Here is a 12433-nt window from a genome sequence, read left to right on the forward strand (position 1 = left end):
CAACTCAAGCGCTTGGCAATCACGCTGTGACTCATAAGCAATTAAACCCTGACCATTACGCACGCCAGTCACCTGGGGTATGAGCTTATGTTTACCGCTCATCAGAAAATATCCGTGACAGCCCTTTTATTAAGAAGGCCGATTAGCATGGGCCAGTTGGGCCAGATAGTGGGCAACGAAGTGCCGGTGGGACTTCCGGGACCAACCACCCACGATGGGGGATGGGATATCAAGGGATTGGCTATCCGCTAAAGCTGTTTTCGGCGTAGGGCAGCAGGCAAGGGGATCTTTAGATGATTGGCGGCTTAGGTTTCTTACCTTTAAGATAAGAAAGAACTTGCTAAACCGAGGTTGGACAGCTTAACTTATTAACAACATATGGTTGTTTTTTTGAATCCTCCCACATCGCCATAACTATTATAATGCTTATCGTTTGTGGCGATGTTGTACCATCATCGCGCGGGATGTATAATCTCGCGCCCTCAGCATAGGAGGCACTTATGTCAATGTCACTTGCATTGAAAATAGGTATCCCGACAGGAAGCCCTACCGAGCGGCTGGCGCGGGTACTCAAAGAAAACAAAGATCGATACAACATCAGTAAAGATGGCTTCATCTCCATCAATCTGGACAACGCGGATGTGCAGGCTGCAATTGAGAAACAAGTCTCGAAACTAGCGTATATCAAGGAACGAAGTTAATCTCATAGATGAATACCGTATTATTAGTCGTGATCCTGATTAGTGGATATATATATGTAACTCTTTCACTATCAGCCAGATATATATTTAAGCGTTCCACCGGCTGGGACGCTTATTTTTTTGTTGCAGCCTGGGGTACCCTCTTCGTCACCTTATCCTGGGGTATCTGTTCATTCTTAAGCGTCGCTGGTTTTTTTCGTTGGGTCGTTAATGGTTCTCTGCATTTATTGAGCCTCAAAACAGATGTCTTTCAGCGTGTATTCCCTATCTCAACTGATGATGCTGCTCGATATAAAGACTTAAAGTTCGCCGTTTGGGGGGCATTGTCGTTACTGCTTGCATGTGCTGCAGGGGCATTCAGAAAATGGTGGACAGGAAGAGGGAATCGACGGATAGATGCCTTAGTAAAAGCGGTGGGTGATAATGCCCTGGAAAATTTGCTGATGGAAGCGTCAGTCAGGCAGTTTCCGGTGATTATTACTTTAAAATCGCGCAAATTTTATGTTGGTTTTATACACTGTCCAGCATTTGAGCAAGGTGCCTCGGAATTTTTAGAGTTGCTGCCTTTGCTGAGCGGATACCGCGACAAGGATGATCTGACGATCCACGTTACGACGAACTATCAGAAGCATTACATTAACACCGGCATACAGCAGGGGATTGGATCCCTTAATTTCTACGATTTCAGAACATTGATACCTAAGGGCGAGATTGAAGGTCTTTCTTTTTTTGATACTGATACTTACAGTAAATTTAAAGAACAGGAAGCGCAGGACAAAGCTGAGTCAAAAGCCCTGGCCGAAAACTTCATGCCTGTGCCGGAGCAGAATAAAACCCCGAGCAGTCAGTAAACCCCAAAACCATGCAAACGGTGGTTAAGCAGCAACCCCAAACGTTCATCGAAGCTCAACTCAAGGTAAGTCCCCGGTTGCGACCATTGTTGCTCCAGCGCCTGACCCAGATGGCTTAACCTCTGGGCCCTTAGTTGCTCCGTAAGCGGCTGGTGAACTCACCTTAACGAAATGAGATCAACAAGGCGAGATGCCCAGCCCCTTACGTTCGTTTTAACCCGCGCAGTGCGAAAGTTCTACGATATGGATGATCACGTTATTCAAACAGTGCGTTTCACAAAATTTCGGCAAAACGCCAACGCTATCCAATCCCAAAAAAGGCGGCACGCCCCTGTTAGCTCAATCGCTATTATAATTGAGGCGGCGGATTTACAGAACGAGTCCAGAGGGAATCGGTTCTCAAATCAGCGATGAATCCCATTTTTTCCCAAGTAACACAGTTTGGTTTTCCTGCCATCACATTCTCAAGCTGATTTTTTAATCCATCAATTTCAATTATAATTAATATTTACTTAAATTTACTTATGCCAATTTTGTCCTCGAACAATACAGATAAAAATAAATATTCGCGTAATAATATAATATCTTCATGTAACCTCATCTCACGGTAAAAATTATATAAACTATTGATTATATTAACTTAGCAAGTAATGTTTTTGTTATTTATCTCTTGCCATCGCTAAAATAATTCCGTTATTATAGCCCGGCATTAGTTTTTTAATGCAGGGACTTGCACTCCCTAGTATCAACGGCGGCATAATATGCATATTGTATTATGTCGTCTTCTCAGTAATCATTGTACCGCGAGCCAAACTCGCGCGTAATATCAATGGTGGCTCAGTTCGGGCAGCTTAAGGGCTGGCCGAGAATAGTTGATACCGGTTGTGCAAACCCGTTCTGGGCCACCGCCATTGATAGTTTTTTTATGCGGTGGTACTCGCAACCGAGGTCACCGTATCTGTTTTTTTGCTCATTAAAAACATCTGCGCTGCACCTCACCTTTATCAGGTGAAAACCATGGAAAATCTTGTTGACCCCGCCAAGCTGTGTTTTGACGACGTGCAGTGCCAATGCCGGGCGCTGGCCTTTGCCGCCTATAAAATCGAAGACGAAGACGTGAGAGAGTTGCTGTTATATACCCTGATGGAAAAACAGCAGCAGTTGGATATGCTGTTGCCTACGAACACATCAATGAAGATCGACGACACACATTAACGCAGCGACCTTTTTTTGCCCTTGCAGACCTATAACGAGAGGGGAGGAGTACAGCCCCCGGATCATTAATTAACGGTAAAACGGGCAGTTTGAAACGCGTCTATCAATGGGATAAAATTCCGATCAAAAGAAATATATTGAATAATAAGCTCGATCAAAATTAGACATTTAAAAACCGTAACCTTGCTCTTTCACCCATCGACAGCTTCTTCAAGAGATGCTCCCAAACCATCAAAAAAACTTATGCTGTACTTCTCCTTTCACTCAATTTGTCAATTTTTAGTTCTGCTTTTTCAGCAACCGCCAGGCTGTCGATGGGTAATTACAGCGGTTCATATTCATGATTAAAGAGCTTGAAAAAGTAGCCATGATTTTAATTAAGGTCACAACTGTGACCTTTTTCATTTGCTCGTTAAACGTTTCCCTACCGCTTCATGATGAGGACCTTTCATTGCCCTAATCGCTGGCGCAGCAGCAATTAACATTTTTCTAATTTGCTCTTTCGTAAAGGAGATTTCTTTTCCTTGAACAAGCGATTCAGTTTCCAGCATTGGGTTGCTGGAGGAGTTCAATTTGTTAACAAAAGACATCGCTAAATTCCTTTTTTCTATGTAATGATATTACCGCTCAAATTTTTCTATTTTCAAATATATTGATTATTTCGTAACCATTCAGGAGTTAGATAGTCTGAATCGCCAGTTGACCTATAGCGCAGAGAGCCGTCCCCAAATACATCTTTAAAATGGAAGTTCTTCATATAATGTTGAAGAATTTCTTCATTTACAGGGTTTTCAATAAAGATACCTAGTCCGCGGGCCTTTCTCCATTAGAAAAGATCTTAAAACAAAAATTGTAGTGTTCATTATGATCTATATCCTGTCCGACATTTAACCATTCAAGCGGAAAGGGCGACTGTCGTGAAAAGTGTATGCACCATCGTAAATCCTCCTGACTCATACGGTTGACTCTTAGTGAGCTATTAGTTTTTAGGAAGTAATCATTCGTTTCAAGGATGGCGATTTCTGCGGCAGCCCTTACGTTTTTACTATGAAACATACATTTTTTGGTCTTATTTATTTTTCTCATAGTGTAATAGCGCTTACATGAACTCCCCTTTTACTCAATTATGAATAGTCTAAGTCAAGCCGGGTATTATTTTTAATCACTTTACAAGTAATATCATCGCATCACTAGTTTCAATGATAATTAATATTTACTTAAATTTACTTATGCCAATTTTGTCCTCGAACAATACAGATAAAAATAAATATTCGCGTAATAATATAATATCTTCATGTAACCTCATCTCACGATAAAAATTATATAACCTATTGATTATATTAACTTAGTAAGTAATGTTTTTGTTATTTATCTCTTGCCATCGTTAAAATAATTCCGTTATTATAGCCCGGCATTATTTTTTTAATGTAGGGACCCTCACTCCCTTGCTACACACGGCGACGTAGTATGCATATTGTATTATGTCGTCTCCTAAGTAATCATTGTAACGCGAGCTAAACTCGCGTGTAAAATCAATGGTGGCTCAGATCGGGCAGCTTTAGGGCTGGCCGAGGAGTAGTGTGTAGCGGTTGTGAGATCCCGATTTGGGTCACCGCCATTGATAGTTTTTTATGCGGTGGCGCTCGCAACCGAGGTCGCCGTATCTGTTTTTTTGCTTGTTATAAAACATCTGCGCTGCGCCTCACCTTTATCAGGTGAAAACCATGGAAAATCTTATTGACCCCGCCAAGCTGTGTTTTGACGACGTCCAGTGCCAATGCCGGGCGCTGGCCTTTGCCGCCTATAAAATCGAAGATGAAGACGTGAGAGAGCTGCTGTTATATACCCTGATGGAAAAACAGCAGCAGCTGGATATGCTGCTGCCGGCGACCACATCCATGAAGATCGACGACACGCATTAACGTAGCAACCCTTTTTATGCCCTTGCAGACCTATAACGAGAGGGGAGGAGTACAGCCCCCGGCTCACGGGCACCGCTAAAGCGGGCCATTTTAAGTACATCAACCCGAGTGATGATTGATCATTGAGGACGATTCGTAATCAAGCCGGCGTATACGGTGGCGAAAGAAAATGCAAGGCTTGCTAACCGGCACAGCGCCTGTGCAGGTTGACGAACCCGACACGGAGGTGACGGCATGACACAAGAGCTCCATGCTTCATTGACTCTAGTACCCAGCGGCTACGCCGCCTGGCTGGCCGACCTGAAGTGTCGTATCCATAACGCCCAGCAGCGTGCCGCCCTGGCGGTCAACCGGGAACTGGTGGGCCTATATTGGCAGATAGGTCGCGATATCCTGGCACGGCAAGCTGAGCAGGGCTGGGGTGCCAAAGTCATTGAACGGCTGGCGCATGATTTACGCACAGCTTTCCCCGAAATGAAGGGCTTTTCACCGCGTAACCTCAAGTATATGCGGGCTTTTGCCGAAGCGTGGCCGGATTCAGAATTTGTGCAAGCGGTGCTTGCACAATTGCCCTGGTATCACCAACTGGCCCTGTTGGACAAACTTAACCGCCCTGAAGATCGCCGCTGGTATGCCTTCAAGGCTATTGAGCATAACTGGTCGCGTAATGTACTGGTCATGCAGATTGAAAGTCGCTTGTTACAACGAAGCGGCACCGCAGTGACTAACTTCGATGTCAGCTTGCCACAGGCGCAGTCTGACCTAGCTCGTGAATCACTCAAAGACCCATACCGTTTCGATTTCCTAGGGCTGACTGAGGAGGCCCAAGAACGTGAGGTGGAAGATGCTTTGGTAAAACATGTAACCGAGTTTCTTCTGGAACTGGGCGCGGGCTTCGCCTTTGTCGGGCGACAGGTGTTGCTGGATGTGGGTGGCGATGAGTTCTTTATCGACCTGTTGTTTTACCATCTCAAGTTGCGCTGCTATGTAGTAATCGAACTCAAAGGCGGAAAATTCAGGCCAGAGCATTTGGGGCAACTGGGGTTCTATCTGACAGCCATTGATCGCCAGGTGAAAAACGAGCAGGACAACCCTACCATTGGTCTTCTGCTGTGCAAGAGCAAAAAAAAAGTGGTTGCCGAATATGCCTTAGGCGACAAGTCCCAGCCTATGAGCATCGCTGAATACAAATTAGTTGAATCCCTGCCTGCGGAGCTGCAAACCAGCTTGCCAAGCATCGAGCAACTGGAGCGGGAGTTGGCCTGGAATGCAGAAGAGGACTCAGCATGAGCGAATACGGCTAAGTCGAAACACAATGTCTAGACCAACTGGTTGAGCTAGGCTGGGCAGTAATCGGCCAAAGTAGCGACTTCCCGCAACATGCTGATCTCAGTCTGCAGTGTGTTGCGGTTGTGCAAACCCGATTTAGGCCACCGTCATTGAGAGTCTTCAGCAGCTGCTTACCATGGAAAATGAGAGGGAAGCAGCACTGCCCCTGAACCCGGATTTTTTGCCGGTTTTTATCGCGGATTTGCTAGCTGGCGCACACGCGGTTAATACTTCTGCCGCGTTACTGGGTATATGCTGGCTACCGGACGATTTTTGCGAGAACACCCTGTATGTTCGAAAAACGTTATCGCATCACATTGTTATTTAACGCCAATAAAGTATACGACCGCCAAGTGGTGGAAGGCGTGGGGGAATATTTGCAGGCGTCCCAATGCGATTGGGATATTTTTATCGAGGACGATTTCCGCTGGCGGATCAATCGTATCGAAGACTGGCTGGGAGACGGCGTTATCGCCGATTATGACGATCGGGAAATTGAGCAGCTGCTGAGCGGCGTCGACGTGCCCATTGTCGGGGTCGGCGGCTCCTATCAGGACGACGAGGACTACCCGCAGGTGCATTATATCGCCACGGATAATCACGCGCTGGTGGCCAGCGCCTTTATGCACCTGAAGGAAAAAGGTATCAACCGCTTTGCCTTTTACGGATTGCCCCCCAGCAGCGGCAAACGCTGGTCGCAGGAACGGGAGCAGGCCTTCCGCCAGCTCGCCGCCGATGAATATTACCAGCCCATAGTCTACCAGGGGGTGGAGACCACGCCGGACAACTGGCAATACGCCCAGAACCGGCTGGCGGACTGGCTGCAATCCCTGCCGTCCCATACCGGCATCATCGCGGTTACCGATGCCCGTGCCCGCCATTTGCTGCAAGTGTGCGAGCATCTGAATATCGCCATCCCGGAGAAGCTGTGCATTATCGGTATCGATAACGAAGAGCTCGCCCGCTGCCTGTCGCGGGTGCCCTTATCCTCCGTGGCCCAAGGCACCCGCCAAATGGGCTACCAGGCCGCCAAGCTGCTGCATCAGCTGTTGAATCACTCCCGTCTGCCGTTGCAGCGCATTTTGGTGCCGCCGCTCAAGGTAGTGGAACGGCGCTCCACGGATTTCCGCTCCCTGCGCGACCCGGCGGTGATCCAGGCCATGCACTATATCCGCTATCATGCCTGCAAGGGCATCAAGGTGGAGCAGGTGCTCGACGTGGTGGGCATGTCCCGTTCAAACCTGGAAAAACGCTTCAAGGACGAGACCGGCAAAACCATCCATAACGTTATCCACGAAGAGAAGCTGGAGAGCGCGCGCAATTTATTGGTCTCCTCCTCGTTGACCATCAACGAGGTCTCGCAAATGTGCGGCTATCCTTCGCTGCAATATTTTTATTCCGTGTTTAAAAAGGGCTTTGAAATCACCCCCAAAGAGTATCGCGATAACCATATGGAACTTCACTTCTAACCGAACGGGAAACAGCGGGCGTGCAGCGAGCCGGTTAAAGGGAGCCGGCCTCTTGCATCGACCGGGGCCGGGCGGCCCGCGACCGCACAATCCGCGGCATATTGAATTCAATCCAATCCGCCAATGCCTCGATTTTTTCCCCCGCCTCTTCCCCCAACGGACTCAGGCTATACTCTACATGGGGCGGCACGACGGGGAACGGCTTTCTAACCACCAGCCCGTCGTCCTCCAGCCATTGCAACGTCTGTGAGAGCATCTTTTCGCTGACGCCGCCCACTTTGCGGCGCAATTCGCTGAAACGGTGAGTGCCCTGCGCCAGCGCGATGAGCACCAGCACCCCCCAACGACTGGTCATGTGCTTCAAAATTTCACGGGAGGGGCAGTTTACATCCAGCAATTCCCCTCGCTGCATCTTGGTAGCCAGGGAGTCATTCGGCATGCCGTTTATTATCATCATACTTACCTTTTTGTTAGTACTTACTAAAAGTTAGTATAAAGGCTAAAGTGGCATTACTAAACCATACAGGAGAAAAAAATATGATCGTTGTTACTGGTGCTACGGGCCAATTGGGCCGTCTGGTTATTGCCGAATTATTAAAAACCCGGCCAGCCGCAGAGCTGGTTGCCGCCGTGCGTTCGCCGGCGAAGGCCCAAGATCTCGCCGCCCTGGGCATCAATGTCCGCCAGGCCGACTATAACGAACCCGCTACGCTGGACAAGGCATTCGAGGGCGCGGAAAAAGTGCTGCTGATCTCCTCCAGCGACGTCGGCCGGCGCGTACCGCAGCACCGCGCCGTGATAGAGGCCGCCAAGCGGGCAAACGTAAGTCTGCTGGCCTACACCAGTTTATTGCATGCCGACACCAGCCCGTTAACCATCCTCGGCGAAGAACATCGCGCCACTGAAGCGCTGTTACAGGATTCCGGCCTGCCGGCAGCGCTGTTGCGCAACGGCTGGTATAACGAGAACTACGCCATGGGTATCCCGGCGGCCATCGCCATCAACTCATTGGCCGGATGCGCCGGGGACGGCCTGATCTCCTCCGCCACCCGCGCCGATTATGCCGCCGCCGCCGCCGCCGTGCTCACCGGCACCGGTCATGCCGGCAAGATTTATGAACTGGCGGGAGACGAGGCTTATACGCTGACGGACCTGGCGGCGGAAATTTCCCGCCAGTCCGGCACGGTGGTGAATTATGTCAACCTGACGCAGGCGGGGTATCAGGAGCTGCTCAAACAGGCGGGCCTGCCGGAACCGGTGGCCGCCATGCTGGCGGATTCCGCCGCCGGAACGGCCAAGGGCGGACTGTTCGACAGCAGCCGCCAGCTGAGCCGGCTTATCGGCCGCCCCACCACGCCGATGGCGCAAACCGTGGCGGCGGCGATCAAACCGACCGCGGCAGCTTAACCGGATCGAGGGTGGTAACCGCCCCTTAAGGGTCAGATACCGCCCTAAGAGGTTAGCCGGGCCTAGATGGCGTGCCCCGGCCTGTTAACCCCACCCTAACAGCATTGCCCCCGCCGGCCTTAAAACGGCTTAAGCTGGATCAGCAGCACGATAATCACCAGCGCCGCCAGGGTAAAACCGGCGGCATGGCGCAAAATGGCGGGCGCCTGCAGTTGGGATTCCCCCAGGCTGCGCCGAAAGGATCCCGACTGGATACCGTGCAAAGCCGATAGCGCCAGCACAAACACGCCCTTAAGCAGCAATGAGTAGGATGGCGGCCAATTGCCCATCATCAGCAACGCCAGGCCGGACAGCCAGCTCAACAGCATGGCGGGCATGGTCACCGTCTGATTCCAGCGTTGAATGGCGGTAAAGATACTCAGGGAGGGAGAAAGCTCCAGGGGTGGGATCTTTTTCCAGCTGTTCATGGCCAGGGCCAGAATAAGCATGCCGCCAATCCACAGCGTGAAGGCGACAAGATGCAGCGAAAGCAGCAGTAAATAAGTTGTCATGAATTCTTTTCCTTAGCCGAAATATCAAGGGCATCCGATCCGGCTGACCGCCTGGTGATCATACCCAGATTAAAAAAAGTGCCGAAGGGGATAAACGCCAGCAACAGCAACCGCGCAACCTGCCCCTTGCGCCACATGCCGCCGGAGGCGGTATTTATCACCATCCAGGCGTAAAACAGAAAGGCCAGCCCATGCACCGGACCCATCACCGCGACAATTTGCGGATAGCCGCCAAGATGTTTCAGCGGCACCGCGATACAGGTCAGAATAACCAGGGTGCAGCCTTCCACCAGGGAAGCCAGATGTAATTTTTTTAGCAATGAACGTTCCGGACCCTTCAGCTCCGGCTGCGTTTTTGGTGTCATGACCGCTATGACCTATGGCCGCGTTGACGGCGAAATGAGGTGTTTTGTCCTCGTGCCGCAACGGCCGCCGCCGTTGCGTTATGAAGGGCCTGGCCGGCCGGAGTGATGGGCTTGGAGGGACATGCCCGCGGCGGTCCCTGCCCGCCGAATACCTCTCCGGTCAGTAAGGGCATTCTAACGGCCCGTCCGCCGGGCGGCAAGGAAGTCTCGGTTGGCAATGAAGAAATCGGGGCGAACTTTCCTATAAAACCCGTCCGCCCCGATGCAGGTATAACGGCCATTGACCGGCTCGGGAAAAATGCCCGGCGAAATAATCCGCCGAAGAGCCGGGGGCTTATATTTCAGCCGTTTACCGGCTCGGGAGCGGAAACCGACGACGCAACCCGCCGGCCGGCCGGGCGAAACGCCGTAGCATCGTAGGAAAAGACCCAATGGGCCTCTTGTCCCGCGGCGTGGGGGCTTAGTATGGTTTTCAGCTTATAGCTGAAGTCCCGTTTGAACTGCTGCCAGGGGGACGTCAGATGAAAGCGTTTGCCCCGCGCCCGCGCGGAGAGCTGAACCCGGCTGGTGCGCGGCATCCGTTCCGCTTCATACTGCTGCAGCGCTTCCGTCGCATCAATCCCCGGCACCGCCAGCAGGCTGGCCAGGATATAGCCGTCTTCCAGGGCCATGGCCGCGCCCTGGGCCAGGAACGGCAGCATGGGATGGGCGGCATCTCCCAGCAGCGTAATATGCCCTTTCGACCATTGCTCCATGGGATCGCGATCAAACAGGCCCCATTTGAACACACTCTCGGCCGCGGAGAGTTCCCGCAGCACGTCGGGATGCCAGCCGGCAAAGGCCTGCAGCATTTCCTCCCGGCTGCTGGGCACATGCCATGACTCGGCCATCCAGTGCGGCGTCTCACTCACCGCCACGATATTCTGCGCGTTGCCGCCGCTGATGGCATAGGTCACCACGTGGCCGTTGGGCCCCTGCCAGACCGCGGTGACCGGGCTGATGAATTCCGGATGCAGCGCCGCCGGTATGACCGCGCGCCAGCAGATATTGCCGGTGAATAACGGCGCCTCGGCGCCGAACAGGCTATCGCGTACCACTGAATGCACTCCGTCGGCGCCCACTATCACATCCGCCTCGAAGTCTTCATGATCGGAAAAGCGCGCCACCGCTGTTTGGCCATGATTGGTCACCGAAATACAGTGGGCATTCATGGTAACCTGTCGCGGATTGATTAAATTCACCAGCATCGCCAGCAGGTCGGCCCGGTGCAGATGATAACAGTCGGTACCGAACATCCGCCTGCAGGCACCCGCCTGCGGGGTACGGAAATTTTCCCGCCCGGTGCGCCAGTGGCGGCCGATAACGGCTTCCGGCACATAGCCCAGCCGGACCAGAGTATTCCGTAATCCCAGCGCATAGAGAATTTTTACCGCATTAGGGGACATTTGCACCCCCGCCCCCACTTCCCTAAATGCCGCGGTACGTTCAAACAGATGCGCTTCCATGCCCCGTTGCCGCAATGATGCAATCAATGCAGCGCCACCGATCCCTCCGCCGATGACTCCAACACGAAGCTTACGATTCATTCAGATGACCCTTTTAGAATAAACGCTTAATGAAATTGCTTTTCGAACCCACTGCGGCCACGGCCGCTGCGCCCGGATAGGTCCGGCGCAGGGAAAAGGCCTTGTGCCGCGGCATTTAGCGTACTTATGTCAGTCTTGTTCAGCGGTATAGCCGAAGCAATGGCCTAAGGGTCATAGACATATTGCTTATTATTTCAGTAACAAGGTCTATAGGAAGGGATGGATAGCGCCACGGATAATCGTAATCAGCGTTCCACCCGCAGACCGTAGGTTTTGAATTTTTCCACCACCCGGGCGATTTCATCAGACGGCAATACCGGCACCGGCTGGACGATGGGCAGCAGTTTCAGGTACAGCGCCGCCAGGACTTCCACCTCATGGGCCAGCCATAACGCCTTGGAAAGATTCTCTTCGGCGGCGATGAGCCCATGATGCTGCAGCAGCGTCGCTTTACGGTGCTCCATGGCGACCGCCACATGTTCGGACAATTCCCGGCTGCCGAAGGTGGCATAAGGCGCGCAGGGAATATCATCCCCGCCGCCGGCGGCAATCATGTAATGAATGGCCGGAATCGGCCGGTTCAAAATTGATACCCCGGTACAGTTTAGGGCATGGTTGTGAATGACCGCGTTGGCGTCCGGACGGGTATGATATACCGCCAGATGAAATCGCCATTCACTGGACGGGATTTTATCTGTTTCACCCCGCCCTTTGCCGTCGACAAACACAATCTGCTGTTCGCCGAGCCGGTCGTAAGGGATACCGGAAGGCGTTATCAACATGCCGTCCTCAAAACGGACGCTGACGTTACCGGCGGTACCCTGGTTAAGCCCCAGGCGTGTCATTTCCAGGCAGGTATCGATAATTTCTCGCGCTAAGGTTGTTCTTTCCATTATTTTTCCTCGACATACCCGTCATACTTCAAGTTGCGGATGCGTTGGCCTTCCAGCAACCCAAATTATTCAGGATATATATAGTTACACTGCATTTAACCCTGACCGATATAATTAACTGAAGGGATATTCGCGAAATCCTGC

The 12433-nt window shown here is 51.5% G+C and carries 14 protein-coding genes; 8 read left to right on the plus strand and 6 right to left on the minus strand.

The genetic code is table 11. The annotated features are described in order from the left end of the window. The first annotated feature begins 500 nt into the window (after nucleotides 1–500). The 4 genes from ACL2XO_RS24785 to ACL2XO_RS24800 all read left to right on the plus strand — a co-directional run bounded on the left by ACL2XO_RS24785 (nucleotide 501) and on the right by ACL2XO_RS24800 (nucleotide 2767). On the plus strand, nucleotides 501–701 hold the full coding sequence (locus tag ACL2XO_RS24785) for a multidrug ABC transporter ATPase (RefSeq protein ID WP_413725763.1): 201 nt from the start codon (nucleotides 501–503) through the stop codon (nucleotides 699–701). A gap of 8 nt (nucleotides 702–709) precedes the next feature. Beyond that, the gene (locus ACL2XO_RS24790; protein WP_413725764.1) at nucleotides 710–1552 is read left to right on the plus strand and encodes a hypothetical protein; all 843 of its coding nucleotides are present in this window, start codon (nucleotides 710–712) and stop codon (nucleotides 1550–1552) included. 829 nt (nucleotides 1553–2381) lie between these two features. Beyond that, nucleotides 2382–2564 carry a hypothetical protein gene (locus tag ACL2XO_RS24795; RefSeq protein ID WP_413725765.1) on the plus strand — a complete coding sequence of 61 codons (183 nt, stop codon included), beginning with the start codon at nucleotides 2382–2384 and terminating at the stop codon, nucleotides 2562–2564. A gap of 5 nt (nucleotides 2565–2569) precedes the next feature. Next, nucleotides 2570–2767: a hypothetical protein gene (locus tag ACL2XO_RS24800; RefSeq protein WP_413725766.1), complete on the plus strand. Its 198-nt coding sequence runs from the start codon at nucleotides 2570–2572 to the stop codon at nucleotides 2765–2767. Between the two features lie 401 nt (nucleotides 2768–3168). Here the strand turns inward: ACL2XO_RS24800 and ACL2XO_RS24805 are convergent, their stop codons facing one another. Next, nucleotides 3169–3357: a hypothetical protein gene (locus ACL2XO_RS24805; protein WP_413741767.1), complete on the minus strand. Its 189-nt coding sequence runs from the start codon at nucleotides 3355–3357 to the stop codon at nucleotides 3169–3171. A gap of 1134 nt (nucleotides 3358–4491) precedes the next feature. Between ACL2XO_RS24805 and ACL2XO_RS24810 the strand changes: the two genes are divergently transcribed. The 3 genes from ACL2XO_RS24810 (at nucleotide 4492) to xylR (ending at nucleotide 7487) form a co-directional block, all read left to right on the plus strand. Beyond that, nucleotides 4492–4689 (plus strand): hypothetical protein, encoded by a 198-nt coding sequence (locus ACL2XO_RS24810; protein ID WP_413725768.1) that lies wholly within the window; start codon nucleotides 4492–4494, stop codon nucleotides 4687–4689. Between the two features lie 234 nt (nucleotides 4690–4923). Next, a complete protein-coding gene (locus ACL2XO_RS24815; RefSeq protein WP_413725769.1) occupies nucleotides 4924–5979 on the plus strand; it encodes a PDDEXK nuclease domain-containing protein in 1056 nt (351 codons plus the stop codon). Between the two features lie 329 nt (nucleotides 5980–6308). After that, nucleotides 6309–7487: a D-xylose utilization transcriptional activator XylR gene (gene xylR / locus ACL2XO_RS24820; protein WP_132925217.1), complete on the plus strand. Its 1179-nt coding sequence runs from the start codon at nucleotides 6309–6311 to the stop codon at nucleotides 7485–7487. Between the two features lie 34 nt (nucleotides 7488–7521). Here xylR and ACL2XO_RS24825 read toward each other — a convergent pair whose 3' ends face one another. Further along, nucleotides 7522–7926, minus strand: a complete 405-nt coding sequence (locus tag ACL2XO_RS24825) for a winged helix-turn-helix transcriptional regulator (protein WP_413743107.1) — start codon at nucleotides 7924–7926, stop codon at nucleotides 7522–7524. 98 nt (nucleotides 7927–8024) lie between these two features. On the opposite strand from ACL2XO_RS24825, the gene ACL2XO_RS24830 reads away from it, so the two are divergent. Continuing rightward, nucleotides 8025–8894, plus strand: a complete 870-nt coding sequence (locus ACL2XO_RS24830; protein ID WP_413741768.1) for an SDR family oxidoreductase — start codon at nucleotides 8025–8027, stop codon at nucleotides 8892–8894. A 119-nt stretch (nucleotides 8895–9013) separates the two neighbouring features. On the opposite strand, the gene ACL2XO_RS24835 is transcribed toward ACL2XO_RS24830, so the two are convergent. The 4 genes from ACL2XO_RS24835 to ACL2XO_RS24850 all read right to left on the minus strand — a co-directional run bounded on the left by ACL2XO_RS24835 (nucleotide 9014) and on the right by ACL2XO_RS24850 (nucleotide 12289). Then, nucleotides 9014–9445 carry a CopD family protein gene (locus ACL2XO_RS24835; RefSeq protein ID WP_132925211.1) on the minus strand — a complete coding sequence of 144 codons (432 nt, stop codon included), beginning with the start codon at nucleotides 9443–9445 and terminating at the stop codon, nucleotides 9014–9016. Continuing rightward, nucleotides 9442–9810: a DUF3817 domain-containing protein gene (locus ACL2XO_RS24840; protein WP_203520837.1), complete on the minus strand. Its 369-nt coding sequence runs from the start codon at nucleotides 9808–9810 to the stop codon at nucleotides 9442–9444. Before ACL2XO_RS24840 ends, ACL2XO_RS24835 begins: the two co-directional genes overlap by 4 nt. A 341-nt stretch (nucleotides 9811–10151) precedes the next feature. Beyond that, nucleotides 10152–11396: an FAD-dependent monooxygenase gene (locus ACL2XO_RS24845; protein ID WP_413741769.1), complete on the minus strand. Its 1245-nt coding sequence runs from the start codon at nucleotides 11394–11396 to the stop codon at nucleotides 10152–10154. 245 nt (nucleotides 11397–11641) lie between these two features. Next, nucleotides 11642–12289 carry an L-fuculose-phosphate aldolase gene (locus ACL2XO_RS24850; protein ID WP_413725773.1) on the minus strand — a complete coding sequence of 216 codons (648 nt, stop codon included), beginning with the start codon at nucleotides 12287–12289 and terminating at the stop codon, nucleotides 11642–11644. Nucleotides 12290–12433 lie beyond the last annotated feature (144 nt).

Origin of the sequence: Sodalis sp. RH15, from assembly GCF_047324255.1 — a bacterium.
GTDB classification, from domain to species: domain Bacteria; phylum Pseudomonadota; class Gammaproteobacteria; order Enterobacterales; family Enterobacteriaceae; genus Acerihabitans; species Acerihabitans ligni.